General features: G+C 68.8%; 22 protein-coding genes. 14 read left to right on the forward strand and 8 right to left on the reverse strand.

The window, feature by feature from the left end; translation table 11 throughout:
* Positions 1-2: 2 nt before the first annotated feature.
* A complete protein-coding gene (locus H6844_09890) occupies positions 3-1,628 on the forward strand; it encodes an iron ABC transporter permease (protein ID MCB9929710.1) in 1,626 nt (541 codons plus the stop codon).
* A gap of 382 nt (positions 1,629-2,010) precedes the next feature.
* On the opposite strand, the gene H6844_09895 is transcribed toward H6844_09890, so the two are convergent.
* Positions 2,011-2,721 (reverse strand): SDR family oxidoreductase, encoded by a 711-nt coding sequence (locus H6844_09895; GenBank protein ID MCB9929711.1) that lies wholly within the window; start codon positions 2,719-2,721, stop codon positions 2,011-2,013.
* Positions 2,722-2,832: 111 nt separating this feature from the next.
* Here H6844_09895 and H6844_09900 point away from each other — a divergent pair, with 111 nt between their 5' ends.
* Positions 2,833-4,029 (forward strand): CoA transferase, encoded by a 1,197-nt coding sequence (locus H6844_09900; protein MCB9929712.1) that lies wholly within the window; start codon positions 2,833-2,835, stop codon positions 4,027-4,029.
* Entirely contained in the window at positions 4,026-5,126 is a 1,101-nt protein-coding gene (locus tag H6844_09905) for a serine hydrolase (protein MCB9929713.1), read from the forward strand. Before H6844_09900 ends, H6844_09905 begins: the two co-directional genes overlap by 4 nt.
* A 192-nt stretch (positions 5,127-5,318) precedes the next feature.
* On the opposite strand, the gene H6844_09910 is transcribed toward H6844_09905, so the two are convergent.
* The 3 genes from H6844_09910 to H6844_09920 all read right to left on the reverse strand — a co-directional run bounded on the left by H6844_09910 (position 5,319) and on the right by H6844_09920 (position 7,961).
* The gene (locus tag H6844_09910) at positions 5,319-5,657 is read right to left on the reverse strand and encodes a P-II family nitrogen regulator (GenBank protein ID MCB9929714.1); all 339 of its coding nucleotides are present in this window, start codon (positions 5,655-5,657) and stop codon (positions 5,319-5,321) included.
* 42 nt (positions 5,658-5,699) lie between these two features.
* Positions 5,700-6,998 carry an ammonium transporter gene (locus tag H6844_09915; protein MCB9929715.1) on the reverse strand — a complete coding sequence of 433 codons (1,299 nt, stop codon included), beginning with the start codon at positions 6,996-6,998 and terminating at the stop codon, positions 5,700-5,702.
* Between the two features lie 210 nt (positions 6,999-7,208).
* The gene (locus tag H6844_09920; protein ID MCB9929716.1) at positions 7,209-7,961 is read right to left on the reverse strand and encodes a hypothetical protein; all 753 of its coding nucleotides are present in this window, start codon (positions 7,959-7,961) and stop codon (positions 7,209-7,211) included.
* Positions 7,962-8,100: 139 nt separating this feature from the next.
* On the opposite strand from H6844_09920, the gene H6844_09925 reads away from it, so the two are divergent.
* The 5 genes from H6844_09925 (at position 8,101) to H6844_09945 (ending at position 12,143) form a co-directional block, all read left to right on the forward strand.
* The gene (locus H6844_09925; GenBank protein ID MCB9929717.1) at positions 8,101-9,648 is read left to right on the forward strand and encodes a propionyl-CoA carboxylase; all 1,548 of its coding nucleotides are present in this window, start codon (positions 8,101-8,103) and stop codon (positions 9,646-9,648) included.
* A gap of 127 nt (positions 9,649-9,775) precedes the next feature.
* Entirely contained in the window at positions 9,776-10,489 is a 714-nt protein-coding gene (locus H6844_09930) for a haloacid dehalogenase type II (GenBank protein MCB9929718.1), read from the forward strand.
* 33 nt (positions 10,490-10,522) lie between these two features.
* Positions 10,523-11,599, forward strand: coding sequence for a hypothetical protein (locus H6844_09935; GenBank protein MCB9929719.1), 1,077 nt, complete (start codon positions 10,523-10,525; stop codon positions 11,597-11,599).
* A gap of 22 nt (positions 11,600-11,621) precedes the next feature.
* Positions 11,622-11,900: a hypothetical protein gene (locus H6844_09940; GenBank protein ID MCB9929720.1), complete on the forward strand. Its 279-nt coding sequence runs from the start codon at positions 11,622-11,624 to the stop codon at positions 11,898-11,900.
* A gap of 90 nt (positions 11,901-11,990) precedes the next feature.
* Positions 11,991-12,143 carry a hypothetical protein gene (locus tag H6844_09945; protein ID MCB9929721.1) on the forward strand — a complete coding sequence of 51 codons (153 nt, stop codon included), beginning with the start codon at positions 11,991-11,993 and terminating at the stop codon, positions 12,141-12,143.
* Between the two features lie 45 nt (positions 12,144-12,188).
* Here the strand turns inward: H6844_09945 and H6844_09950 are convergent, their stop codons facing one another.
* Positions 12,189-13,046: a c-type cytochrome gene (locus H6844_09950; GenBank protein MCB9929722.1), complete on the reverse strand. Its 858-nt coding sequence runs from the start codon at positions 13,044-13,046 to the stop codon at positions 12,189-12,191.
* Between the two features lie 228 nt (positions 13,047-13,274).
* Between H6844_09950 and H6844_09955 the strand changes: the two genes are divergently transcribed.
* From H6844_09955 to H6844_09965, 3 genes are all read left to right on the forward strand, one after another.
* Positions 13,275-14,462 carry an acyl-CoA dehydrogenase gene (locus tag H6844_09955; protein ID MCB9929723.1) on the forward strand — a complete coding sequence of 396 codons (1,188 nt, stop codon included), beginning with the start codon at positions 13,275-13,277 and terminating at the stop codon, positions 14,460-14,462.
* 27 nt (positions 14,463-14,489) lie between these two features.
* Positions 14,490-15,368 (forward strand): hypothetical protein, encoded by an 879-nt coding sequence (locus H6844_09960; protein ID MCB9929724.1) that lies wholly within the window; start codon positions 14,490-14,492, stop codon positions 15,366-15,368.
* Positions 15,369-15,505: 137 nt separating this feature from the next.
* The gene (locus H6844_09965) at positions 15,506-16,195 is read left to right on the forward strand and encodes an alpha/beta hydrolase (GenBank protein MCB9929725.1); all 690 of its coding nucleotides are present in this window, start codon (positions 15,506-15,508) and stop codon (positions 16,193-16,195) included.
* 493 nt (positions 16,196-16,688) lie between these two features.
* Here the strand turns inward: H6844_09965 and H6844_09970 are convergent, their stop codons facing one another.
* Entirely contained in the window at positions 16,689-18,338 is a 1,650-nt protein-coding gene (locus H6844_09970; GenBank protein ID MCB9929726.1) for a thiamine pyrophosphate-binding protein, read from the reverse strand.
* A 124-nt stretch (positions 18,339-18,462) separates the two neighbouring features.
* Here H6844_09970 and H6844_09975 point away from each other — a divergent pair, with 124 nt between their 5' ends.
* On the forward strand, positions 18,463-19,560 hold the full coding sequence (locus H6844_09975; protein ID MCB9929727.1) for an LLM class flavin-dependent oxidoreductase: 1,098 nt from the start codon (positions 18,463-18,465) through the stop codon (positions 19,558-19,560).
* A gap of 29 nt (positions 19,561-19,589) precedes the next feature.
* Here H6844_09975 and H6844_09980 read toward each other — a convergent pair whose 3' ends face one another.
* The gene (locus H6844_09980; protein MCB9929728.1) at positions 19,590-20,090 is read right to left on the reverse strand and encodes a flavin reductase family protein; all 501 of its coding nucleotides are present in this window, start codon (positions 20,088-20,090) and stop codon (positions 19,590-19,592) included.
* A gap of 190 nt (positions 20,091-20,280) precedes the next feature.
* On the opposite strand from H6844_09980, the gene H6844_09985 reads away from it, so the two are divergent.
* Complete coding sequence (locus tag H6844_09985) at positions 20,281-21,615, forward strand: LLM class flavin-dependent oxidoreductase (protein ID MCB9929729.1); 1,335 nt, start codon at positions 20,281-20,283, stop codon at positions 21,613-21,615.
* A 261-nt stretch (positions 21,616-21,876) separates the two neighbouring features.
* A complete protein-coding gene (locus H6844_09990) occupies positions 21,877-23,481 on the forward strand; it encodes a GMC family oxidoreductase N-terminal domain-containing protein (protein MCB9929730.1) in 1,605 nt (534 codons plus the stop codon).
* A gap of 50 nt (positions 23,482-23,531) precedes the next feature.
* Here the strand turns inward: H6844_09990 and zwf are convergent, their stop codons facing one another.
* Complete coding sequence (gene zwf, locus H6844_09995) at positions 23,532-25,016, reverse strand: glucose-6-phosphate dehydrogenase (protein MCB9929731.1); 1,485 nt, start codon at positions 25,014-25,016, stop codon at positions 23,532-23,534.
* Positions 25,017-25,046: the final 30 nt, after the last annotated feature.

A 25,046-nucleotide genomic window follows, 5' to 3' on the forward strand; every position in this document is an offset into this window, starting at 1 on the left:
CGATGACCGGAACACGGGGGCTCGGCGGTGGCCGGGCCTGGGCCTGCGGTGTCGGACTGCTGGCGGGATTGGTGGCGCTGCCCTTGCTGGTGGTGGTATGGCTGGCGCTGACCCCCAGCCTGGACCTGTGGCAGCACCTCTGGTCGTCGGTGCTGGCGGACTATCTGAGCAGCACCCTGCTGCTGGGCCTCGGCGTCGGGGCGGGCACGCTGCTGCTGGGCGTGCCGCTCGCCTGGATGGTCAGCGTCTACGAGTTTCCCGGCCGGCGCTGGTTCGACAGCCTGCTGTTCCTGCCGCTGGCCATGCCGACCTATCTGATCGCCTTCGTCTACACCGATCTGCTGGACTATGCCGGCCCGGTGCAGGCCGCGCTGCGCGCCGTCTTTGGCTGGCAGAGCGCCCGCGACTACAGCGTCCCCGAAATCCGCACGCTCGGCGGCGGCATTGTCGTGCTGTCGCTCTGTCTCTACCCCTATGTCTACTGGCTGGCGCGGGCGGCGTTTCTGGGCCAGGGCGCGCGCCAGATCGAGGCGGCGCGGCTGCTGGGGCAGGGGCCGTTCGGCGCGTTCTGGCGGGTGGGCCTGCCGCTGGCCCGGCCGGCGCTGGCCGCGGGCGTGCTCATCGCCTGGATGGAGACCATCAACGATATCGGCGCGGTCGAGCATTTCGGCATCCAGACCCTGACCGTCGGCATATTCGACGTCTGGCTGCATCTGGGCCGCCCCGACGGCGCGGCGCAGATCGCGCTGTTGCTGCTGTTCCTGATCGTCGTTCTGGTCACCGCCGAACATGTCGCCCGCGGCGGCCGGCGCTTTCACACCACCGGCGCGGCCGGGCCGCGGCGGCGCCTTTCCCCCTGGCGCGGCTGGTTGACCGCGGCCCTGGTGAGCCTGCCGTTCGCGCTGGGCTTCCTGGCCCCGGCCGGCCGGCTGTTCTACTACGCCATCGGCCGCCTGGAAGGCGAGAGCCTGGCGGAGTTCGCGGCCCTCGCCCGCAACAGTCTGACGGTCGCCGCCATGACGGCCGCCGTGGCGGTGGTCGCGGCGCTGATCCTGGCCTATGGCGTCCGCCTCAGGCCGACCCGCATCATGCGCCACGGCGTGCGCCTCGCGACGCTGGGCTATGGCGTGCCGGGCGCGGTGCTGGCCCTGGGCGTGCTGGTGCCGGTGACCCGGCTCGACTTGGGCCTGGCCGACCTGACCGAGTGGCTGGGGGGCCATCCGCAGGCCATTCTGGGCGGCACGGTGTTTGCCCTGGTGTTCGCGCTCGCCGTGCGGTTTTTGGCGCTGGCGCACGGCACGGTGGACGCCGGCTTGCAGCGGGTTACCGTCAGCATGGACGATGCCGCCCGCACCCTGGGCCTGACCCCGCGCGAGACGCTGTGGCGGGTGCATGTGCCGATCCTGCGCGGCAGCCTGCTGACCGCCGCCGCGCTGGTGTTCGTCGACACGATGAAAGAACTGCCGATCACCCTGCTGCTGCGCCCGTTCAACTACGAGACCCTGGCGAGCCAGGTCTACCAGCTCGCCAGCACCGAGCAGCTCGAAGCCTGTTCGCTGTCGGCGCTGGCGATCGTGGTGGCCGGCGTGGTGCCCGTCGGCATTCTGGCGCGGCTCAGCGGGCGCTGAGGCGGCGCCGCCGCTCGCGGGGCGGCTGGAGCGGGGTCTCTTCCCGCCGGCTCACCACCCCATCTTCCCTGTCCTCGCGCAAGCGGGGACCCATGCCGGAGAGACCAATTCAGAGTTCGTGTCTTGTGAGAAGCTCTCAGGCATGGGCTCCCGCTTGCGCGGGAGATGGGAAAGGAGAGGGGGCAAACAGGACCGCAATCGTTCTAGAGCGGATTCTTTTCCCGCTGGCTCACCACCCCAGCTTCCCTGTCCCCGCGGAGGCGGGGACCCATGCCTGAGAGACACATACAGAGTCCGTGTTCAGTGAGAAGCTCTCAGGCATGGGCTCCCGCTTGCGCGGGAGATGGGGCAGGAGAATGGCTCAACCAGTACCGAAAACGCGCTAGCTGAAGTGCAGGCCGCCGTTGATGTCCAGCACCGCGCCGTTGATGTAGGTCGCCGCCGGTGAGACCAGGAACACCAGCGGCCCGGCAATCTCGTCCGCCCGGGCCATGCGCTGCATCGGGAAGGCCTCCGGGTCGAAGGGCTCGCCCTGGGTCATGGGCGTGTCGACCGGGCCGGGCGCCACCGCGTTGATGGTGCAATGCGGCGCCATCCGCCGGCTCGCCCAGTGCACGAAGGCGTGGATGCCGCCCTTGCTCATGGCGTAGTGCGCCGAGGCCCGGACACCGCCGATCCGCCCGGCAATCGAGCCCACCAGGGCGATGGAGCCCTTGCCGCGGGCCTTCATCTTCGGCATGGCGGCGCGCACCAGGTTCAGCGGGCCGACCATGTTGACCTGGAACAGGCGTTCGGCCTCCTGATTCCAGCCCTGATTGTCCCAGTCGGTGAAGGGACAGATGGCGGCGCAATCGATCAGGGCGTCGAAATCGCCGAGGCCATCCAGCCACGCCTCGACCGCGGCTTGGTCGGTGACGTCGAGCGCGTCGGCGCGGTGGCCTTGCCCCCGGACGCCCTCCAGTGCCGGCGCGCGCAGGTCCGTGGCGCTGACCCGCGCGCCCAGTTCCGAGGCGATGCGGGCGGCGGCGGAGCCGATGCCGCCACCGGCGCCGGTGATGGCGATGTGCTGTCCGTCGAGAGAGAAGGCGTGCATGGGGCGGTTTCCTCTGATGATGGGGCCGTACTTTCGCAGGCGCGATCCTGCGCTATAGTTCCGGCCAGCATAGGGATGCCAAGGGTATCGACCAATGAAGGAGAACGCCGCATGACGGCATCGGGAACCCCGCCGTTTCAAGGGCTGCGGGTGTTGGATTTCAGCCGGGTGATCGCCGGCCCGGCCTGCACGCAGACGCTGGCGGACTTCGGCGCCGACGTCATCAAGATCGAAAACCCCGCCGGCGGCGACGACACCCGCAACATGGCCGGCCCCAGCCATGGCGGCGAGAGCCACTTCTTTCTGGCCTTCAACCGCGGCAAGCGCTCGCTGGCGCTCGACATGTCCAAGGCCGCGGCGCGGGACATCGTCTGCGCGCTGGCGGCCCAGAGCGACGTCGCCATCCAGAATTTCCGCCCCGGCGTCGCCGAGCGCCTGGGCATCGACTATGCGGCGCTGGCGGCGGTCAATCCGCGGCTGATCTATGTCTCGATCAGCGCCTATGGCGGGCAGGGGCCGTTCAGCGACCGGCCCGGCTTCGACCCGGTGTTGCAGGCGGAGGCGGGCATGATGGCGATGAACGGCCCGATCGAAGGACCGCCGATGCGCCATCCGCTCTCGATCATCGACACCTTCACCTCACTGCACGCGACCACGGCGATTGCGACGGCGCTCTATGCCCGCACCGAGACCGGCAAGGGGCAGCATGTGGAGCTGGCGCTGTTCGATGCGGCGGTGGCGGCGACCTCGAACGCGGCGCAGCATTATCTGACCGGCGGCACCATGCTGGCCCGCGCCGGCAACGCCCATCCGACCGCGGCGCCGGTGAACGTGCTGACCGCCAGGGACGGGCCGGTCTATCTGGCACTCGGCAATCAGCGCCTCTGGGAGCAACTCTGCCGGTTGATCGAGCGCCCGGACCTGGCCGAGGATCCGCGCTTCGCCACCATGGCCGCCCGGCGCGAGCACCGGGATGCGCTCTATGCGGCGCTCGACGCGGTGTTCGGTGCGGAACCCCGCGCCTATTGGGCCGAAAAGCTGCGCAGCCTGCCGGTCGGGCCGGTCCTCACCGTGGCGGAGAGCCTGGACGGCGAGATCGTCGCCGCGCGGGAGATGGTCCGCACCGTCGATCATCCGGGCGGGCCCATGCGCCAGCTCGGCTCGCCCTATCATTTCAGCGACACGCCGGTGGACGACCGCCATCGCGCGCCGCTGCTGGGCGAGCACACGGACGAGGTGCTGGGCACGCTCTGCGGCCTGGATGTGGAGCGCATCGCCGAATTGCGGGCCATGGGAGTGGTGGCATGAGCCAGTATTTTCCCCCGCCGGGCGATGAGGCCTGGGCGCACATCGCTCCGGCCGAGGCCGGCCTCTCCGCCGACGGCGTCGCCGCGGCGGTGGCCCATGCGGAGGCGCACGATTCGCCCTGGTCCCATAACCTGCAAGAGCATCTGGAGGCCGGCCATTTCGAGCCGCCGCCCTGGAACGCCATCATCGGCCCGACCCGCGGCCGCGGCGGCCCGTCCGGCGTCATTCTCAGCGGCGGCAGGATCGTCGCGGAATGGGGCACGCCCTGGCGGCCCGACATGACGTTCAGTGTCGCCAAGTCCTTCATCTCGCTCTGCGTCGGTCTCGCCCATGACGACGGCCTGATCCCCGACCTCGACGCGCCGGTGCGCCGGTTGGTGCACGATGGCGGCTTCGATTCCGACCAGAACGCGCCGATCACCTGGCGCATGCTGCTGCAACTCACCAGCGAATGGGAGGGCGAGCTCTGGAGCAAGCCCGACCTGGTCGACCGCAACCGCGACCTCTCGACCGAGGGGAAGAACGCGGCCAAGGGGGAGGCGCGGCCGTTGCAGGCGGCGGGCACGCACTGGGAATACAATGACGTGCGCGTCAACCGGCTGGCGCTGGCGCTGCTGCGCGTCGTCGGCCGTGGCCTGCCGGACCTGCTGCGCGAGCGCGTGATGGGGCCGATCGGCGCGTCGGCCACCTGGGAGTGGCACGGCTACAAGAATTCCTGGGTGACCGCCCGCGGCAAGCGCGTGCAGAGTGTCTCCGGCGGCGGCCATTGGGGCGGCGGCATGTTCATTTCCGCCTATGACCTGGCCCGCGCCGGCCTGCTGGTCGCCCGCGACGGCGTCTGGGAGGGGCGCCGCTTGCTCTCCCACGCCTATCTGGACGAGGCGGCGCGGCCGTCGGCGCTCAACGCCAGCTATGGCCTGATGTTCTGGCTCAACACGGGCCGGGTGCAGTATCCGGATGCGCCGGCCCATCTGGTGATGATGCACGGCGCCGGTGCCAACCGGGTCATCGTCGACCGCGAGCGCGACCTGGTCGTCGTGCTGCGCTGGATCGACGGTCAGGCGGCCAACGGCGTGATGAAGCGGCTTTACGGCTAGGGGAGAGGCTGTTCCCCGGGCGAGGCGGAGCGCCACTGTTCCCCGGGCGAGGCGGAGCCGAGACCCGGGGCCGGTCGCTCTCGCGAACACGGACGGCGGCGGTGTTCGAAGGATGACACCGGTCCCGGATCGGCGCTCCGCACCGTCCGGGATACATCGGTGCTCCGCACCGTCCGGGATACGCCGGCGCGGCTACAGCGCGTCCTCGCCGGTCTCGCCGGTGCGGATGCGCATGGAGCGCTCCACATCCAGGACGAAGATCTTGCCATCGCCGATCTGCCCGGTTTCGGCGGCGGTGCGGATCGTCTCCATGGTTTGCTCGACCAGATCGTCCGGCACGACGATCTCGATCTTCACCTTGGGCAGAAAGGCCACCGTGTACTCCGCGCCGCGGTAGATTTCGGTGTGGCCCTTCTGCCGGCCGAACCCCTTGACCTCGCTGGCGGTCAGGCCGGCGACGCCGATTTCGGTCAGCGCCTCCCGCACCGGGTCCAGCTTGTGCGGCTTGATAATCGCCATCACGAGTTTCATGGCTGGTTGTCCTTCCTGCCCGGGCCGTCCCGGCGGCCCTGCCTATCGCCCGATGTCATAGCCGCGCTCGCCGTGATAGGCGAGGTCGAGGCCTTCGATTTCCTGTTCCTCGGTCACCCGCAGACCGCCGGTCAGGGCACCCGTCACTTTCACGATAAGGAAGGTGAGGCCCGCAGACCAGATCAGCGTCACGCCGACGCCGACCGCCTGCACGCCCAACTGGCCGATGGCGGTCTGCCCCTCGGCCAGGCCGCGGCCGCCGAAGGCGGCCAGCGCCAGCACGCTGAGCAGCAGCGAGCCGAGAATGCCGCCGACGCCATGGACGGCGAACACGTCCAGCGAGTCGTCGAGCTTCAGCGAGAACTTCATGATCTGCACCGCATAGAAGCAGACAAAGCCGGCCGCTAACCCCAGGATCAGCCCGCCCATCGGCCCGACAAAGCCACTGGCCGGCGTCACGGTGGCCAGGCCGGCGATGACGCCGGTGACCGCACCCACCACCGAGGGCTTGCCGAATTTGACCCATTCGATGGCCGACCAGGTCAGCGCCGCGGTGGCGGCCGCGATATGGGTCGCGGCAATCGCCATGCCGGCGCCGCCGTCCGCCGCCAGTTGCGAGCCGCCGTTGAAGCCGTACCAGCCGACCCAGAGCATGGCCGCGCCGGTCGCGGTCATGCCCGGATTGTGCGGCGGGCGCACATGCTCCGGAAAGCCGCGGCGCGCACCCAGCATGACCGCGATGACCACGGCGGAGATGCCGGCCGTCGCGTGCACGACAATGCCGCCGGCAAAGTCCATCACGCCCATGCCCGCCATCCAGCCGCCGCCCCAGACCCAGTGGCAGACCGGCGCATACACCAGCAGCAGCCAGAGGCCGCTGACCCACAGCACGGCCGAGAACTTCATGCGCTCCGGATAGGCGCCGACGATCAGGCCGGGGGTGATGATGGCAAAGGTCATCTGGAAGATCGCGAACACGATCTCCGGGATCGAGCCGTGCAGGGCCTCCGGCGTGACACCGGCGAAAAACGCCTTGTCCAGATTGCCGATCCAGCCCGAGACACTGTCGCCGAATGCCAGGCTGTAACCCGCCACCAGCCACAGCACGCTGGCGAGGCAGGCAATGGCAAAGCAATGCATGATCACCGAAAGCACGGACTGGCTTTGCACAAGCCCCGCATAGAACAATGCCAGACCCGGCAGGGTCATGAACAGCACCAGGGCGGTTGCGACGATGATCCAGGCGGTATCGCCCGAGTTCAGGGCGTCCTGGGCAAAGGCGGGAAGCGGCAGCAACAGACCCAGGGTCAGCGCAGCGCCCACGCGAAAGCGAGGCAACATTGGAGGCAGTCTCCCTGCATATTTTGTCAGCATTGACCGCTGAATGCGCCCGGGCAATCGGCAATTCAAGCAAAAGCCGCCTGATATTCCAGCAGGGAATACGAATTGCCCGTTATTTGTGCGAAATGATGCGGTTGTGGGCAATGCTTGCCCAGGCGCTGCGCAGACGCGGACAATGAGCGGCGAAACCGGACCTTTCGCCGGAAGCGCTCAGGGCTTGCCTTCGCCGGCCAGCCCCTTCTCGATCCAGTCGCCCGCCCATTTCGCGGGGCCTCTCACGCCGCGGGTGGGATTGTTGGGCTCGTCGGCCTGGACGCGGGGATTGGCGACCAGGCGGGCGAGCATCGCCTTGGCGCGGCGCAACTGATCGGCGGTGAGAACGCCGGCACCGTGTTTGACATCGGCGAGGATGGTGCGGTGCAAGGCGCTGGTCAGCGTCCACACCGTGTGCAGGCGGATGCCGTGGAGGTCGTCGTCGCGCGCCAGACGGTCGAGGCAGTCGACGAGATCGTCGAACAGCCGCGGATCGCGCCGGGTTCGGGCGACTTCGGCGGCGGCGTACAACTCACCGGCATCCTTGTATTGGGTCAGATTGAGCCGCACGGGCTCCAGGTCGTCCATGCTGGCTGCCATGGCCTTCAGGGCGCTGCGGGTGGATTCCAGCTCCGCCACCGGGGCATGCGGGTCGAAGCTTCCGGCGAGGGCCTGAAAGCGCTCTTGCTCATGGCTGAGATCGGCCTCCAACACCGCCACCTGTTCTTTGGTGTCGGCCAGTTCCTTCTGAACCTCGCGAAACTTGGCTTCCAGGGGCCCCAGTTTCAGATCGGAGACATAGCGGGCCAGGGTGTCGAACAATTCCGGATGGCGCACCAGCCAGACAATGCCCACCACGATCAGCACCGGCCAGATGGAGACATTCTCCAAGATCAGTTTCAGATACGGGTAAAACGGATCATCGGCCATCCCTCAACCTCCTGCTTTGCTTGCCTGTTTTGAATTGTAGCCAATGGAACGGGCCGGGGCCAGGGCTGGATTCCCGGCCCGGGGCGGGGCTATGGTATGGCTCCGTTCCGACCGATCCCCTCCCGAAAGGGCCTATCCCATGAGCTGGCAACGCCAAGTCGACGACCTGAACGCCAAGCGCGACCTCGCCCTGAAACAGGGCGGCGACGAGGCGGTGGCGCGCCAGCACGCCAGGGGCCATCTCACCATTCGCGAGCGGATCGCGGCCCTGGTTGACCAAGGCTCGTTCGCCGAGCACGGCCGCGGCGCCGGTGGCGCGGAGCGGGACGAGGCCGGCAATCTCACCGATTTCACGCCGGGCAACTATGTCACCGGTCTCGCCAAGATCGACGACCGGCTGGTCGCCGTCGGCGGCGAGGATTTCACGGTGCGCGGCGGCTCGCCCAACGCGGCGGGGCTGCGCAAGAGCGTCTATGTCGAGCAGTTGGCGTTGCAGTTCCAGGTGCCGCTGGTGCGCATTCACGAGGGCGGCGGCGGCTCGGTGACCGGCTCGACCGGCAAGGGGCCGGTGGGCTCGCCGGTCTACGAGAAGCCGCGCTTCCAGTCGGTGGCACAGTGCATGACCCAGGTGCCGGTGGCGACCGCGGGCCTGGGGCCGGTGGCCGGCCTGCCGGCCTCGCGCCTGGTCGCCTCGCACTTTTCCGTCATGGCCGAGAATGCCCAGGTGATGATCGGCGGCCCGGCCCTTGTCGAGCGCGCCCTCGGCAAGCCCATCACCAAGGAGGAACTGGGCGGGCCGAAGGTGCACGCCAAGTCCGGCGTCGTCGACGCGGTCGCCAAGGACGAGGCAGCGGCGCTGGGCCTGATCCGCCGGTTCCTGTCCTACATGCCGCGCAATGTCTGGGAACTGCCGCCGGTCGCCGCGTGCAGCGACCCGGTCGACCGTTGCGACGACCGCCTGCTGTCGCTGGTGCCGACCGAGCGGCGCCACGCCTTCGACATGCGCAAGCTGATCGCCATGGTGGTGGACGAGGGCTCGTTCTTCGAGTTCGCCCGCGCCTATGGCTCGGCACTCATCACCGGCTATGCCCGGCTGAACGGCCGGCCGGTGGCGCTGTTCGCCAATGACGGCCGCTATCTGGCCGGCGCGATGACGGCGGAAGCGGCGCAGAAGGTGCGCCGGCTGATCGAGATCGCGGAGACCTTCCACCTGCCCATCGTCACTTTCGTCGACGAGCCGGGCTTCATGATCGGCCCCGGTGCGGAGGCGGCGGGCGCCATCCGCTATGGCACGTCCGCCGTGCTGGCGGCGGCCATGTGCGAGAACCCATGGGCGACGGTGGTGGTGCGCAAGAATTACGGCGTGGCCGGCGCGGCCCATTATGGCGCCAACGCCTATGTGCTGGGCTGGCCCTCGGCTGAGATGGGGGCGCTGCCGCTGGAAGGCGGCGTCGCCGTCGCCTTCCGCCGCCAGATCGCCGCCGCGGACGACCCGGTGGCGGAGCGCGCGCGGCTGGAAGCGGACATGGCAGCCAAGCTCTCGCCGAACGCCCGCGCCGAGAGTTTCGCCATGCACGAACTGATCGACCCGCGCGAAACCCGCCCCTATCTTTGCCGCTGGGTCGAGTGGTCGGAAGGGCCGCAGCGGCAGTTGCTCGGCCCGAAGAGCTTCGGCATCCGGCCATAAGGGTTGGCAGGGGACGAAGGCATCGCCTCCGGGCTAACCATTTGGCCCCATTGTGGGGCGGTGCGGCCCGGCCCTATGGTCTGGGCGGTTGATGGTGGGCCGATCCTGCCCTGAAGGAGTGTTTTCCATGCGCCTTTCCGATTTCACCACCCTGACATTCGACTGCTATGGGACTCTCATCGACTGGGAGGCCGGCATTGTCGCCGCCGTTCGGTCCTGGCTCACGGGCAAGGGGGCCGAGAAGAGCGACGACGACATCCTGTCCGCCTTCGCCACGGCCGAATCCTCGCAGCAGCGCGATACGCCGGCGATGCGCTATCCGGAACTGCTGGGCCACACGCTGCGCCGCATGGCCCACGCCTGGGAGATCGAGGCCAGCGATGCCGAGGCGGCGACGTTCGGGAATTCGGTCAAGGACTGGCCCGCCTTTCCCGATGCGGCGGCGGCGCTGGCGCGGCTGAAACGGCATTACCGCCTCGTCATCCTCTCCAATGTCGACCATGTCAGCTTCGAGGCCTCCAAGGCCAAGCTGGGCAATGTGTTCGATGCGGTCTACACGGCCCAGGATGTGGGCTCGTACAAGCCCAATCCGCGCAATTTCGCCTATATGCTGGAGCACGAGGCGGCGGCCGGAATCCCGCCCAGCAAGATCCTGCACACGGCGCAGTCGCTGTTCCACGACCATGTGCAGGCCAAGGCGCACGGCCTGCATTCCGCCTGGATCGACCGCCGCATCGACGCCGATGGCTGGGGCGCGACCATGCCGCCGGAAGCGCCGGTCACGCCGGACTTTCACTTCCCGACGCTGGAGGCCATGGCCGACGCGCGCGAAGCGGAGTAAGCTTTCGCCTCCATCGCTTTGGAGGTTCCGCCCATGCCGCTCGATTCCGCCCGCATCCACGAAGTGCCGGACGATCTGCTGGCCGCCATCGACTATTGCTACGAGCAGGGATGGACCGATGGCCTGCCGGTGGTGCCGCCCGTGGTCGACCGGGTCGAGGCGATGCTGGCCTATGAAGGGCGGCCGCCGGAGACGATCATCTGCACCCATCCGGCGACGACGCTGGAGCTTTCGGTACACGCCGCTGCCGTCAACGCGGTGATGGCCGGTTGCCTGCCGGAGTATTTTCCGGTGATCGTCGCGGCCTTCGAGGCCATGAACCTGCCGGGCTTCAACTTCCACGGCTCGACCGCGTCCACCGGCGGCTCGGCGCCGCTGCTGATCGTGAGCGGCGGCTATGCCGACGATATCGGCATGAACGGGGACGTGAACCTGTTCGGCCCCGGCAACCGGGCCAACGCCACCATCGGCCGGGCGGTGCGGCTGATCCTGCGCAACGTGTTTCAGATGATCCCGGGCATTTCCGACAAGTCGACCCAGGGCAATCCCGGCAAGTATTCCTTCTGCATCGCCGAGCGCGCCCGCGGCAATCCCTGGCCGCTGCTCTGCCAGGAACAGGACTATCCCGAGGGCGTGTCCAGCGTCACCTGCTTTGCCGGCGGCGGCTTCTGCAACGTGGAGAATCACGGCGGCAACACGCCGGAGCAGGTGCTGGGCGCGGTCGCCGACAGCATGGCGAACTATGGCTGCATCACGCTCGGCCAGAGCGTCGTGATCCTGGCGCCGGAGCATATGCGCATCGTCGCCGGCGCCGGCTGGAGCCGCCGCGACGCCCAGGAATTCCTGTTCGCCGAGGCGAAGCGCTCGGTCGCGGGCATGCAGCGGGTCGGCAAATACCGCGACAGCGAATACGCCAAGCAGCACGGCGACGACGCCCACGCGCTGGTGCGGGAGGGCTTCGTGCACCGCGGCCTGTCGCCGGACGACATTCTGATCACCATGGGCGGCGGCGATGCGGGCGGGCATTCCTGCTTCATCCCAAGCTGGAGCCGCGGGCGCTCGTCGCTGATCCAGCACAAGCCCATCGGCGTCTGCATCGACTGCGATTGACGAAGGAGAGCGTTTCCCCACCATGCAACTCTACGACCCCACATCCTCCGGCCCGGAGCGGCAGTTGCACCGCGCGCCGGCGCTCTCCGGCCTGGAGGGCAGGACCGTCGGCGTCCTGCACAACAACAAGCTCAACGCCGAGGCGATGCTGGGCGAGATCGCGGCCCTGTTCGCCGAACGCCATGGCTGCACCATCCGCCCGATCTATGCCAAGACCAATGCCAGCGCGCCCGCGCCCGCGGAGACGCTGGGCAAGGCGGCGGCGGAGGTGGATTTCCTGATCACCGGCCTTGGCGACTGAGGCTCTTGCTCGACGTGCAGTTTGCATGACGGCATCAGCTTCGAACAGCTGGGGAAACGGGCGCTGGTTCTGTGCACCGAACCCTTTGAGGTGACAGCCAAGAACATCGCGCGGGTCATGGGGCTGGCCGACTTTCCCTTCATGCTGGTCGACCACCCGATCGGCTCCTGCACCCTGCCGGAGTTGAAGGCGCGGGCGGAAATGGCCTACCGGCAGGCGCTGCCGATCCTGCTGGAGGAGTAGGGGAGAGGCGGCGCCGCCGCCGCCTCTCTTGCGACCGGCGGGACGCTATTTCGGGTCCGGCAGCGGCGGGATGCTGCGCAGGTATTTGATGATCGCGGCGACGTCGGTCGGCTTCATGTGGGCGTAATAGCCATAGCCCATGGGCGGAAACATCTCGGAGCCGTCCGGCCGTGTTCCCGTGGTGATGATGGTGGCGACCTGCTGGTCCGTCAGGTCGCGGATGCCGTCCGCGTGCGGGGTCAGGTTCGGCGCGACCGAGACGCCCCACGGGCCCTCGAACTTCATGCCGCCGGCGCCGAGCGCGTGCTGCCAGTCCGGCCCCATCGGCCCCGGGGTGGAGTGGCATTCGACGCAATGCGCGACCGGGCCGGCGAGGTAGGCGCCGTATGCGACCGTCACCCCTTCCGGCACGTCCGGCACATGGCCGACCGGCGGGCCGTAGGACGGCGGCAGGGGAATGCGGTAGAGCGATTTCGGCTCGGTGTTGCCGACCGGCTTCACCGTCCGCAGATAGGCGACGATGGCCTGGATATCGGTGTCGGAAAGTCCGCGATAGAGGCCGATCGGCATGGGCGGCCCGATGATCGACCCGTCCGGCCGCACGCCTTCGCGCACCGCCTTGACGATCTGCGCGTCGGTCCAGCTGCCGATGCCGGTTTTCTCGTCCGGGGTGATGTTGGGGGCGTAGGCGTCGAATGCGGGGTTCTTCTCCACCAGCCGCCCGGACAGTTTCCGGGTCATATCCGGTCCGTTCGGCCCGAACGGCGTGTGGCAGTTGCCGCAGGCGGCGACCGAGTTCACCAGATAGGCACCGCGTTCCAGCGGTGTTTCCGCCGACGCCGTGCCGCACCAGACGAGGCTGGCGAGGGCAAGCGCGAGGCGGACGAAAGCGGGTTTCGTCATGACCGATCTTTCCTGTTCTTTTGATGGCGTTGGGTGCGTTCGCGGCACCGGAGCCACCAGGCGTTGTTCGCGTTGGTTTGGAATGATGGCAATTGCGCTAGGACATATTTCCAGAATTTGTCAGGTGCGCAAGAGGGGCGATAGCACGAAAGTCTTGTGGGGCGCCGGTCGGACGCTGATAATGCCGGCGAATAGGTTTTAGAGGATCCGTTTTCGAAGGCGCAGCCGATGAACAATGTGACCGAAGCCGCCGCCGTCGACCCCCGTGCCCGGGCGGCGAGCGTTCTGCCGCTGCTGCGGGAGGCGGCGCCGGAGATCGAGGCCGGAAACGAACTGCCGGCCCGGGTGCTGCGCGCCCTGCACGAGGCCCGCCTGTTTCGGCTGCTGTTGCCGCGCGCGGTCGGCGGCGAGGCCATCGATCTGCGCACCTTTGGCGAAGTCATCGAACTGATCGCCTCCGCGGACGCCAGCACCGGCTGGGTGATGAGCCAGGGCGGCGGCTGCTCCATGGCCGCCGCCTTCATGGACCCCGGCGGGGCGGAGCGGATGTTCGGCCCGGCGAATGCGGTTCTCGCCTGGGGCGCCGGCATCCAGGGCAAGGCAGTGGCGGTCGAGGGCGGCTATCGCGTCACCGGCAAATGGCAGTTCGCCAGCGGCTCGCGCCATGCCACCGTGCTGGGCGGCCACAGCTTCGTCTACGAGGCGGACGGGGAAACCCCGCGCCGGCATGCGGACGGCCGCCGGGTCGACCGCACGGCCATTTTCCTGCGCGAGAAGGCCATCGTGCACGATGTCTGGGACGTGATGGGCCTGCGCGGCACCGGCAGCGACACGTTCGAGGTCACCGACCTGTTCGTGCCCGAGGACGAAACCGTCGACCGTGAGGACCAGGCGGCGCTCACCGACTCTGCGCCGATCTACCGGATCAACACCGCGCTGGTCTATGCGGTGGGCTTCACCGGGCTGCAGATCGGCATTGCCCGCGCCATGCTAGACGCGCTGCGCGATCTGGCGATGCAGAAAACGCCGCGCGGCGCGGCCTCGCCCCTGCGCCAGAGCGCCGTCTTCCAGAGCCAGTTGGCCCAGTTCGAGGCGCGGCTGCGCATGATCCGCACCTCGGTCTTTGCCACCGCCGACGAGGTCTATGGCAATGTCGTGCGCACCGACGCCTTCACCATGGAAGACCGGGTGGCGTTGCGGCTCGCCTGCACCCACGGCATCAACGAGGCGGTGGCGCTGACCACCGACGTCTATCGCGCGGCCGGCGCCACGGCGATCTTCCCGAGCCAGCCGTTCGAGCGCCGCTTCCGCGACGCGCTCACCGCCAGCCAGCAGGTGCAGGCGCGCATCGACCATTACGAGAATGTCGGCCGCTATCTGCTGGACCTCGAACCGAATTCCACCATGTTCCTTTGACGGAACCCCCCGCAGGAGACCCGCCCCATGCCCCGTTTCGACCGGACCGTTGAGGATGTCGGCAATATCGTGCTGCTGGAGCACGTCAACACCCGCGTGGCGGACCAGCAACTGGCCGTGACCTTCTACCTGATGGGGCTGGGCCTGACCCGCGATCCGTATCTGATGGCCGGCACCAACAACATGTGGATCAATGTCGGCAAGAGCCAGTTCCACCTGCCGACCCACGCGGACTCGCAGGTGCTGACCGGCCACACCGGCCTGGTGATCCCACATCGCGGCGCCCTGCTGGAGCGGCTGGCGGCGGTGAAGGATGCGCTGGCCGGCACCCGCTTCGCCTATGCCGAGCACAACGACTATGTCGAGGTGACCTGCCCCTGGGGCAACCGCATCCGCTGCTACGAGCCGGGCGAGCGCTTCGGCGCCATGCGTCTCGGCATGCCCTATGTGGAGATCGATGCGCCCAAGGGCACGGCCGACGGCATCGCCCGCTTCTACAACCAGATCATGAACACCCAGGCCGACGTGGTGCAGGAGGACGGGGCCGCCGTCGCCCGCGTCTCCGCCGGCGACGGGCAACTCTTGCTGTTCCGCGAGACCGACGCGGCGCTGCCGGACTATGACGGCCACCACATTGCGGTCTACATCGCCGACTTCTCCGGGCCGTACAAAAAGCTGCTGGAGCACGGCATGGTCTCGGAGGAAAGCGACCAGCACCAGTATCGGTTCCTGGACGTTTTCGACCCCGCCGACGGCAAGGTTCTGGTGCGGATCGAGCACGAGGTGCGCAGCATGCGCCACCCGATGTACGCCCGGCCGATGATCAACCGCGACCCGCGCATGACCAACCGCAACTATGTCCCGGGCTACGAGGACAATGCGTTCGCCATGGCGCCGAGCCTCTGACGGTCCGGACCGCCTTTCCCTTTCTCTGCGTCATTGCGAGGCGGCTCTGCCGCCGCGGCAATGACGCAGAGAAGTGGGGGCGCCGGGTGCGTCGCGCACCGCAAACCGAATTTGAACAACTCACCTGAGGAAACGCCATGACCACGTTCGTGCTGCTGCACGGTGCCTATCAGGGACCGTGGATCTGGAAAATGGTGGCCGAGCGCCTGCGCGGGGCCGGGCATACGGTTTACATTCCCTGCCTTGACGGCTGTGCCGAGCGGGCGGCGGCGGTGCGCCCCGGCATCACCACCGAAACCCAGGCCGAGGAGGTGGTGGAGATGCTGCGCCTCGAAGACCTGTCGGAGGTGGTGCTGGCGGGCACGTCATCGGGCGGCATGGTCATGGCCCGCGTTGCCGAGCGGGCGCGGGACCGGGTGGCGCGGCTGGTGTTCGCCGACGCGCTGTCGCTGCTCGACGGCGAGAAAATCCGCGACATCGTCACCATGCCGGCCACGGTCGAGGGCCGGGTTGCCATCGGCCCGGACCGCAACGATCTGCTGAACCGCAGCTTCAAGGACATGGAGCGCGGGCTGGCCGAATGGGCCGCCGACCGCATGACCCTGCACCCGCGCGCCTGCTTCTATGAGCCGGTGAAGCTGGAGCGCTTCTGGGATCAGACCTGGGATGCGAGCGTGATTTATTGCCCGCAGGCCCAGAATCCGGGCCGTGCCCACCAGGAGCGCTGTGCCGGCAAGCTGAACGCGCGCTGGCACGAGATCGACACCGGCCACTACCCGATGCTGACCACCCCGGACGACCTCGCCCGCCTCATCGCCGAGGGCTGACGGCCGTCCGAGGGATCGCGCCAAAGCCTCGGCGTACCCCGGAGGCCGCGGAGTGGGCATCCGGGGCCGGCGTCCTCCATCGAACGCCGCTGTTGCCGGTGTTCGCCCGCTGCCGGCCGGTCCCGGATCGGCGCTCCGCACCGTCCGGGAAACAGGGGCGCGGTGTGGGCCTGCTTAACGACCGGCACAAAGCCTCGGTGTGCCCCGGAGGCCGCGGAGCGGGCATCCGGGGCCGGCGTCCTCCATCGAACGCCGCTGTTGCCGGTGTTCGCCTGCCGCCGGCCGGTCCCGGATCGGCGCTCCGCACCGTCCGGGAAACAGGGGTGCGGTGCGGGCCTGCTCAAAGGGCGGCACGAAGCCCCGGTGTACCCCGGAGGCCGCGGAGCGGGCATCCGGGGCCGGCGCCCTCCATCGAACACCGCTGTCGCCGGTGTTCGCCCGCTGCCGGCCGGTCCCGGATCGACGCTCCGCACCGTCCGGGATACGGCTCGCGTTACGCCTTGCCCTCGATCATTACCTGGATCAGCGACGGGCCGTCCTTGGCGAAGGCGCGTTTCAGCGCTGCCCGGAAGTCGTCCGGCTCGGTCACCTGCTCGGCGTGCACGCCCATGCCGTGGGCCAGGTCGACAAAGCCCAGGTCCGGGCCTTCCAGGTCCATATGGGTGTAGCCGCGGTTGCTCTCGACGCTGAAGCGGCCGCGATAGTTGTCGATATTGTGCTTCAGGATGCGGTATTCGCGGTTCGAGAGGATCACGAACACGATGTTCAGGTTGTGGTGCGCCGCGCTCCACAGCGCCTGGATCGAATACATGGCCGAGCCGTCGCCCGAGACGCAGACCACCTGCGCCTCCGGTTTGGCGACCGCGACCCCCAGCGCGCCGGCCAGGCCCTGGCCGATGCCGCCGCCGCGGCCGGAATAATAGTGGCCGGTGCCGGCGATCTCGACCGAGCGGTTGAAATCCGGCCCGGCTGTGATCGCCTCTTCCACGAACACCGCACCCGCCGGGGCGGCGGCGCCGAGGGTTTCCATCGCCACCGACATCGCCATCGGCCGGCGCAATGCGGCGCGCTCGGCGCGGGCGGCCTGGCTGGCGCGTTCCTGCTCCCGCGCGGCCGCCAGCGCCTGGCAGCGCGCCCTGGCGGCAGCGGCGTCCGGCGCAACCTTCGCCACCAACTCGCCGAGCGCCGGCTTCATCCCGCCGACCGCGCCCAGCGCGACGCTGTTGTTGCGCGCGAGCTGCGCGGCCGATTCCTCGATCTGTAGCACGGTCAGGCCCGGCGGATAGGGCGAGGCGTCGTCGTACCAGACCTCTTCGAAGAACGGCCCGCCCAGCAACAGCAGGCAGTCGTATTCGGCCAACGCCTTGGCGATGTTGCCGGCTTCGAGCGGCAGCGTGCCGCGCAGCAGCGGGTGGCGGTTCGGCAGCGGCGACTGCGCCCGGATGCCTTCCAGCCAGACCGTGGCGCCGAGTTTTTCCGCCAGGGCAGCCAGTTCGGCCGAGGCACCGGCGCGGGCGACGTCATCGCCGGCGACGATGGCGGGGTTGCGGGCGGCGCTGAGTTTCGCCGCCATCTGTGCCAGCGCGTCCGCATCCGGGCGCGGCGCGCGGTGCAGGGCGCCGGCGGTGAAGGCGGCGTTGGCGGTTTCCTGCTCCATCACGTTGATGGGCAGGGCGACGAAGACCGGGCCGTAGGGCGGGTCGTTCGCGATCTTGAACGCCCGGCGCATGATGTCGGCCATGTCGTCGGCGTGGGGAACCTGCACGCTCCACTTGGTAACCGGCGCGGCCATGGCGGCCAGGTCGTGGCTCAGCACCGGCTGGCGCAGCAGCATGCGCGTGTCCTGCTGGCCGGCGGTGACGATCAGTGGCGCGTTCGCCCGGAGGGCGTTGAACACCATGCCGATGCCGTTGCCGAGGCCCGGCGCCACATGCAGGTTGGCGATGCCGGTGGTGCCGGTCGCCTGGGCGTAATAGGCCGCGGCGCCCACGGCGACGCCCTCGTGCAGGGCGACGATGTAGTCCAGTTCCGGATGGTCGGCCAGATGGTCGAGTAGGGGGCTTTCGGTCGTGCCGGGATTGCCGAAAATCCGGCTGACCCCGTGGGCTTTCAGGCTGCCAAAGAATACGTCGCGTCCGCGCATCGGGCGTCTCCACTGTCGGGATCGGGATTGTTGTTGGCGCATATCATAGCCGCGTCGCCGCCGCTGCCTAGGGCGTGCTAGGGTTGGCGACCGCTAGACAAACCGCTAGTCAAGGAGACCCCCCATGCCCGCGCGCATTGTCGGCATGCTCGGCGTGACGCCGCCGCAAAGCTCATCCACCCTGCTGGTGATCGAGGGCGACGTGTCGCCCGCCTATATCGTCGAGCACGCCCGCGCCCACGAGGCCGCCGGCTACGACCTGGCGCTGGTGGGCTATACCTCGTCGTCGGCGGAAGGGTTCCTGGTGGCGATGCACGCGGCGGCGCACACCGAACGGCTCGGCTATTTCATCGCCCACCGGCCCGGCTTCGTCGCGCCGACGCTGTTCGCGCGCAAGGTGGCGACCTTCGACCACCTGACCGGCGGCCGCGTCGCCCTGCACATCATCACCGGCAAGACCGATGCGGAGCAGGAGGGCGACGGCGACTTCACGCCCAAGGCCGAGCGCTATCGCCGGGCAGAGGAGTATCTGCATCTGGTCAAAAAGACCTGGGCGGCGACCGAGCCGTTCGACTTCGAGGGGGCGTTCTACCGCGTGCGCGGCGCCCATTCCGACGTGCGCCCGGTGCAGCAGCCGCACCCGCAAATCATGTTCGGCGGCGCCTCCGAAGGCGCGCTGGACATGGGGGCGGCCGAGTGCGACGTCTTTGGCATCTACGCCGAGCCCCGGGCCACCACCGCCGAGCGCATCGCGGAGTTCCGCGCCCGCGCCGCCGGCTTCGGCCGCAGCGTCGGGTTCAACATGTCGGTCCGCCCGATCATCGCCCCGACCGAGGGCGAAGCCTGGGACAAGGCGCACCGCATCCTTGAGGGCATGACGGGCCACAAACTCGGCTGGTCGCGGCAGGAAAGCGAGGGCGTACGGGCGCCGGTCGACAATGCGGGCAAGCGCCAGTTCGCCTTTGCGCTGGAAAAGGAGGTGCATGACGAGCGGTTGTGGATGGGCATCACCAAGGCCACCGGCGCGCTCGGCAACACCTCCTGCCTGGTGGGCACGCCGGAACAGGTGGCCGACGCCGTTCTCGGCTATTACCGGCTGGGCGTGGAGTCCTTCCTGATGCGCGGCTTCGACCCGCTGAACGATGTCGCGGACTATGGGCGGGAGCTGATCCCGCGCATCAAGGCCGGCGCCCTGGAAATCGACCGGCAGGCCGCCGCCTGACGCGCGGCGGCCCGGCCGGCGGGGGCGTCTCAGCCGCCGTAGAAGACGTTGTCGCCCAGGTCGCGCATGTGCAGGGTGGCGTCGTCGGCCCGGCCCTCGGGCGCCTGCGGCAGGTGGGCGTGGATCACCTCGGCGATGACGATGTGGTGGTCGCCGCGGCTGACGATCTCCTCCACCCGGCATTCGACGCAGGCGGGGGCGCTTTCCAGCACCGGGTGGCCGCTGTGGCCGGCGCGGATTTTCTCCTTGCCCAGCATGTCGCCGTCGCGCTCGACGGTCTTGAAGAAGCCGAAGGCGGTGCCCTGCTGGCCCTTGCCCAGAATGTTGAGCGCGAACGAGCCGGCGGCTTCCACCGCCGCGCGGGCCCCGGAATCCGCCTTGACCGCCACCGCCACCAGCGGCGGGTCGAACGAGGTCTGGGTCACCCAGTTGACCGTCGCCGCCGCGGTCTGGCCGTCGGCCTCCGCGGTCAGGACGTAGATGCCGTAGGGGATCATGCGCAGGGCGGTTTTCTTGTGATTCGGGTCCATGGGGTGTTTCCTCAGAAAGGGGCCGTTCGGCTCTTGGTGGGCGGCAGGGCCGCTTGCCGGAGTATCCTGCCGCGACGGCGGGCTGGCAAGGGCGCAGGGCAAAGGTGTTGGACCGGGCCGCAGCGTCGACGGGCGCACGCGCATCGGCTAGGCTCGCAGCCGCTATCGGCCCGCCACGAGACAAGACGCCATGTCCACCGTCAAACGCCAGATGAAGCTGGGCGCGTTCATGCGCCCGGTCTCGATCCATACCGCCGCCTGGCGCTATCCGGGCGGCACGCCGGACGCGAATTTCAACCTGGATGCGCTGATCCGCTATGCGCAGAAGCTGGAGCAAGGGCGGTTCGACGCCTTCTTCATGGCGGATCATCTGGCCGTGCTGAACATGCCGATGGAGGCGCTGAAGCGCTCGGCCACCGTCACCAGCTTCGACCCGCTGACCCTGCTGCCGGCGCTGGCGCAGCACACAAGGCATCTGGGGCTGATCGCCACCGCATCGACCACGTTCGAGCCGGCCTATATGATCGCCCGGCGCTTCGCCTCCCTGGATCACATCTCGAACGGGCGGGCCGGCTGGAACATCGTCACCACCTCCAACCCCGACGCCGCCCAAAATTTCGGCCACGACGAGCAGATGGCGCATGACGAGCGCTATGCCCGGGCCCGGGAATTCTATGATGTGGTGACGGGGCTCTGGGACAGCTGGGCCGATGACGCCTTCGTCCGCGACGTCCAAAGCGGCCTGTTCTTCGATCCCGAGAAGCTGCACGTGCTGGACCACAAGGGACAATATCTGAGCGTGCGCGGGCCGCTGAATATCGCCCGGCCGGTGCAGGGCTGGCCGCTGATCGTGCAGGCCGGTGCCTCCGAGGCGGGCAAGCAACTCGCCGCGGAAACGGCGGAGATGGTGTTTTGTTCCTACCGCACCCTGGCCGACGGGCAGGAATTCTACCGGGACGTGAAGGGGCGGATGCCGGCGGCGGGCCGCAACCCGGAACACATGAAAATCCTGCCGGGCGCCCTGGTCGTCGTCGGCGCCTCCGAGGCCGAGGCGCGGGAGAAGCGGGCGCTGCTCGACAGCCTGGTGCACTACGACAGCGGCATCGCTTCGCTATCGATCGCGCTCGGCTGCGATGCCAGCGGCTTCGACCCGGACGGTCCGCTGCCGGAGAACCTGCCGCCGACCGAGGCGAGCCTGAGCGGCCGCGAGCGGGTGCTCCGGGTCGCGAAGGAGGAGGGGTTGACCGTGCGGCAACTGGCCGGGCGCTGGGGCGGCTATGCCGGCCTCAGCTTTGTCGGCACGCCGGCCCAGATCGCCGACGAAATGGAACACTGGCTGATGGCGGGCGGCAGCGACGGCTTCAACATCATGTTCCCCTATCTGCCGGCGGGCCTAGACGATTTCGTCGACCTTGTGGTGCCGGAACTGCAGCGCCGCGGCATCTTCCGCACCGAGTATGAGGGCCGCACCCTGCGCGAGAATCTGGGCGTGCCGCGGCCGGCGAACCGGTTTTTTCCGGGATAGGCGGGCCATCCGTCCGCCATGCTCTCCCGGCGGGAGCCGGCCCGCAGGGCGGGCGGACAGCCGGGACCTCTGGCAGGGGAGCGCTCCGACTTTCGAGAGGTCCCGGATCGCGTCGCTGCCGCGTCCGGGAAAGCCGGGGCGGAATGGGCGCTTGGTTGTTGCCGTTTGCCCCTACCCGCGGCGGGCGAACCCGGTACAATCGTTGCAAATCTCTCCCACAAGGGCCGCGGCGTGTGCCGGCGGCGCGAGGCGCAGGACGACATGCAAACCTATGACTTTATTGTGGTCGGTGCCGGCTCCGCCGGGGCGGCGGTGGCGCATCGGCTGTCCGAGAATCCGAAGCACCAAGTGCTGTTGCTGGAGGCGGGGCCGGCCGGCCATTTCTGGGCCCGCATCCCGATCGGCTATGCCAAGCTCCTGAAAAATCCCAAGGCCAACTGGCTCTACGAGGGCGAGCCGGAGGAAAGCACCCATGGCCGCCGGGTGGCGGTGCCGCGGGGCAAGATTCTGGGCGGCTCCAGCTCGATCAACGGCCTCGCCTTCGTGCGCGGCCAGGCGCAGGATTTCGACACCTGGGCGCAGATGGGCAACCAGGGCTGGAGCTATCGCGACGTGCTGCCCCTGTTCCGGCGCATGGAGAGCTTTACGCCCAGCGAGGGCGAGGATGCCTTCCGCGGCCGCGGCGGGCCGCTCCGCGTCACCAATCCGAAGCCGACCGACCCGTTGCTGGCGACGGTGGTGCAGGCGGCGGAGCAGGTGGGGATCCGCTACAACCCGGACTACAACGGCGCGGCCCAGGACGGCATCGCCATGAGCCAGGCGACGATCTATGGCCGCCGCCGCATGAGCACCGCCGCCTGCTATCTGGAGCCGATCCGCAAGCGCCCGAACCTGCACATCGAGACCGATGCCCAGGCGGAAAGCCTGATGCTGGAGGGCCAACGCTGCGTCGGCGTGCGCTATTCGGTGAACGGTGCGAAGCGCGAGGCGCGCTCCGGCCGGGATGTGGTGGTCAGTGGCGGGTCGATCAACTCGCCGCAATTGCTGGAACTCTCCGGCATCGGCCAGGCGGAGCGGTTGCGGGCGCTCGGCATTGCCGTGCAGCACGATCTGCCGGGCGTCGGCGAAAATCTGCGCGATCACTATGCGCCGCGCACCCGCTGGCTGATCGGCGCGAAGGGCTATTCCCTGAACGACCGCACCAAAGGGCTGGGGCTGGCCTATCAGGCGCTGCGCTATGTGCTGGGGCAGACCAGCATGATGGCGGCGGTGGCCGCGCCCATGCGCGCCTTCGTCCGCTCGCGCGAGGGGCTGGAGGCGCCGGACTGCCTGCTGGGCTGGGTGCCGATGCTGTCGGACATTCGGCCGTCCGGCCCGGTGATCGCAAAGGAGTCGGGCATGACCTGCTACGCCCATCCGATGAGGCCGGAAAGCAAGGGTCATATCCATGTCACCTCGGCCGATCCGCGGCACGCGCCGGCGATCAATTTCAACTTCCTGTCGGCGGAGGTGGATGCGGAACTGACCGTGGCGGCGGTCAACATCGCCCGCTCGATCATGCGGGCGCCGGCCATGGCGAAGCTGCAACTGACCGAGGTCGGGCCGGGTCCGGAGCGCAATTCCCATGACGAGATCATCGACTGGGTGAAGCGAACCGCGGAGACCACCTATCACCCGGTCGGCACCTGCAAGATGGGCCAGGATGCGATGGCGGTGGTGGATCACCGCCTGAAAGTGCACGGGATCGAGGGGTTGCGGGTAGCCGACGCCTCGATCATGCCGACGCTGACCAGCGGCAACACCAATGCGCCCTCGATCATGATCGGCGAGAAAGCCGCCGACCTGGTGCTGGCGGACGCGGCCTAGAGCCGGTTCCGGGACGTCCGTCGGCGCGGTCAGGCGCCGCTCCCACGGGCTCACACCACGATCGAGCGCCAGCGCCGGCCGTCGCGGTGCAACAGGCCCAGGGCATCGTCGGGGCCGGAGGAGCCGGGGTCGTAGCGGTGCGGCCGGGCCGTGCTCTCGGCCCAGGCCGCCACCAGCGGGTCGACCCAGGCCCAGGCGGCCTCGACCTCGTCGCCGCGCATGAACAGGGTCTGGTCGCCGCGGATCACGTCCATCAGCAACCGCTCATAGGCGTCGGGCATGCGGCCATGGCCGCCGCCCAGGCTCTCGGCGAAGGTCATGTCCAGGTCGGCGCTCGTCAGGCGCATGCCCCCCGGCCCCGGCTCCTTCACCGTCATGCCGAGCGTGATCCCCTCGTCCGGTTGCAGCCGGATCGCCAGCACGTTCGGGCGGGTTTGCTGGTAGGCGGCTTGCGGAAAGATCGAGTGCGGCGGCTCCTTGAACTGGATGGCGATTTCCGAGAGCCGGGCGCGCAGGCGCTTGCCCGTGCGCAGGTAGAAGGGCACGCCGGACCAGCGCCAGTTCGCCACTTCCGCCTTGATGGCGACGAAACTCTCGGTCCGGCTCTCGTCCAAGCCGACATCGTCGCGGTAGGCGGGCACGCCATAGGCGCTTTGGTACTGGCCGCGCACGATCCGCTCCGGGTCGGTGATCGGCGCCAGCGCGCGCAGCACTTTCAGCTTCTCGTCCCGCACCGCGTCCGCCTCGAACCGGGCGGGCGGCTCCATGGCGATCAGGCAGAGCAGTTGCAGCAGGTGGTTCTGCACCATGTCGCGCAGCGCGCCGCTCGCGTCGTAATAGCCGCCGCGGCCCTCGACGCCGACGCTCTCGGCCACGGTGATCTGCACATGGTCGACATAGCGGCTGTTCCAGAGCGGCTCGAACAGGGCGTTGCCGAAGCGCAGCGCCATCAGGTTCTGCACCGTCTCCTTGCCCAGATAATGGTCGATCCGATAGAGGCAGCTCTCGCAGAACCGGTCGGCGAACCAGGCGTTCAGGGTGCGGGCCGAGGCCAGGTCGTGGCCGATCGGCTTTTCCAGCACAATGCGGCTGTCGCCCCGGCAAAGGCCGTGTTGCTGCAATTTCTCGCCGATGGCCATGAACAGGTCCGGGCCGACGGAGAGATAGAAGGCGCGCACGCATTCCGGCGGCCGGTTCAGCAATGCCGCCAGCGCGGCCCAGCCAGCGGCGGCCTGCGGCCCGTCGCCGGCCACGTCCACCGCCACATAGTCGAGGCAGGAAAGGAAGCGCCGGCGCGTCTCCGCATCCAGTGCTGCGGCGGGCACGAATTCGCCCAGCGCCGCGTCGGCGAGGCGGCGGAAGTCGTCCGCGCTCATCGCGCGTCGCGCGGTGCCGATGACGCGCGCATCCGCCGGCATCTGCCCGTCGCGGAAGCGGTGATAGAGGCCGGGGATCAGCTTGCGTTTCGCCAGGTCGCCGGTGGCGCCGAACACAACGAGGTCGAACGGAGGGACCGGGACGACGGTCCGGGCCATGGCGGGCTCCCGTGGGTCCGTGTGAGGAAA

The organism is Alphaproteobacteria bacterium (assembly GCA_020638555.1).
In the GTDB taxonomy this organism is placed as follows: domain Bacteria; phylum Pseudomonadota; class Alphaproteobacteria; order Bin95; family Bin95; genus JACKII01.

Excerpts from the sequence above, each read along its gene's own strand:
- H6844_09915 (MCB9929715.1), bottom strand. The coding sequence starts at position 6,998 with ATGTTGCCTCGCTTTCGCGTGGGCGCTGCGCTGACCCTGGGTCTGTTG.
- zwf (MCB9929731.1), bottom strand. The coding sequence starts at position 25,016 with ATGGCCCGGACCGTCGTCCCGGTCCCTCCGTTCGACCTCGTTGTGTTC.
- H6844_09965 (MCB9929725.1), top strand. The coding sequence starts at position 15,506 with ATGACCACGTTCGTGCTGCTGCACGGTGCCTATCAGGGACCGTGGATC.
- H6844_09960 (MCB9929724.1), top strand. The coding sequence starts at position 14,490 with ATGCCCCGTTTCGACCGGACCGTTGAGGATGTCGGCAATATCGTGCTG.
- H6844_09910 (MCB9929714.1), bottom strand. The coding sequence starts at position 5,657 with ATGAAACTCGTGATGGCGATTATCAAGCCGCACAAGCTGGACCCGGTG.
- H6844_09940 (MCB9929720.1), top strand. The coding sequence starts at position 11,622 with ATGCAACTCTACGACCCCACATCCTCCGGCCCGGAGCGGCAGTTGCAC.
- H6844_09930 (MCB9929718.1), top strand. The coding sequence starts at position 9,776 with ATGCGCCTTTCCGATTTCACCACCCTGACATTCGACTGCTATGGGACT.
- H6844_09970 (MCB9929726.1), bottom strand. The coding sequence starts at position 18,338 with ATGCGCGGACGCGACGTATTCTTTGGCAGCCTGAAAGCCCACGGGGTC.
- H6844_09950 (MCB9929722.1), bottom strand. The coding sequence starts at position 13,046 with ATGACGAAACCCGCTTTCGTCCGCCTCGCGCTTGCCCTCGCCAGCCTC.
- H6844_09895 (MCB9929711.1), bottom strand. The coding sequence starts at position 2,721 with ATGCACGCCTTCTCTCTCGACGGACAGCACATCGCCATCACCGGCGCC.
- H6844_09985 (MCB9929729.1), top strand. The coding sequence starts at position 20,281 with ATGTCCACCGTCAAACGCCAGATGAAGCTGGGCGCGTTCATGCGCCCG.
- H6844_09920 (MCB9929716.1), bottom strand. The coding sequence starts at position 7,961 with ATGGCCGATGATCCGTTTTACCCGTATCTGAAACTGATCTTGGAGAAT.
- H6844_09905 (MCB9929713.1), top strand. The coding sequence starts at position 4,026 with ATGAGCCAGTATTTTCCCCCGCCGGGCGATGAGGCCTGGGCGCACATC.
- H6844_09935 (MCB9929719.1), top strand. The coding sequence starts at position 10,523 with ATGCCGCTCGATTCCGCCCGCATCCACGAAGTGCCGGACGATCTGCTG.
- H6844_09980 (MCB9929728.1), bottom strand. The coding sequence starts at position 20,090 with ATGGACCCGAATCACAAGAAAACCGCCCTGCGCATGATCCCCTACGGC.
- H6844_09990 (MCB9929730.1), top strand. The coding sequence starts at position 21,877 with ATGCAAACCTATGACTTTATTGTGGTCGGTGCCGGCTCCGCCGGGGCG.
- H6844_09925 (MCB9929717.1), top strand. The coding sequence starts at position 8,101 with ATGAGCTGGCAACGCCAAGTCGACGACCTGAACGCCAAGCGCGACCTC.
- H6844_09900 (MCB9929712.1), top strand. The coding sequence starts at position 2,833 with ATGACGGCATCGGGAACCCCGCCGTTTCAAGGGCTGCGGGTGTTGGAT.
- H6844_09890 (MCB9929710.1), top strand. The coding sequence starts at position 3 with ATGACCGGAACACGGGGGCTCGGCGGTGGCCGGGCCTGGGCCTGCGGT.
- H6844_09975 (MCB9929727.1), top strand. The coding sequence starts at position 18,463 with ATGCCCGCGCGCATTGTCGGCATGCTCGGCGTGACGCCGCCGCAAAGC.
- H6844_09955 (MCB9929723.1), top strand. The coding sequence starts at position 13,275 with ATGAACAATGTGACCGAAGCCGCCGCCGTCGACCCCCGTGCCCGGGCG.